Origin of the sequence: Citrobacter sp. R-1.5.2 (assembly GCF_035064245.1) — a bacterium.
GTDB lineage: Bacteria > Pseudomonadota > Gammaproteobacteria > Enterobacterales > Enterobacteriaceae > Citrobacter.
Genome location: NZ_JASEYC010000101.1, coordinates 1 through 393 on the forward strand (window position 1 = coordinate 1; position 393 = coordinate 393).

At 50.6% G+C, this 393-nt stretch carries 1 protein-coding gene; it reads left to right on the top strand.

The window, feature by feature from the left end:
- Positions 1 to 118 precede the first annotated feature (118 nt).
- Positions 119 to 393, top strand: a 275-nt coding sequence (locus QMN38_RS26795) for a hypothetical protein (RefSeq protein WP_323606434.1), incomplete at its 3' end; no start/stop codon positions are given.

Below are 393 nucleotides of genomic sequence, written 5' to 3' on the forward strand. Positions count from 1 at the left end.
CGGTAAACGAGTGAGGGAATTTCAGGTAAGATACTTCGGATGAGGAGCAAAAAGGTGGTTTATACTTCCTATACCCATTATCCTAGAAGGTGATGCTGTTCTAGAACGCGTCCTAACTATGCAGTTGACCGAAACTGCTCGGAGCTTGGACATTGACGGTCTGCGTGAAGGCACCGCTGAGAAAATTGTCAAGAACGGCGGATACGAGACGTTCAATGACATGTTCTCGGCAATCGCACAATGGCCCCGCAAATGGTGGTTGGACCTCATTGGCGAAAATGGCGGCAAAATCTACGATGATTTCCATTCCAAGATGAGTAGTGTTCCCCTGTCGGTTTGGTTGGGGTCGATGCCCCACTTTGGGCGCGGCGTTGGGCGCCGCAAGATGAAAGC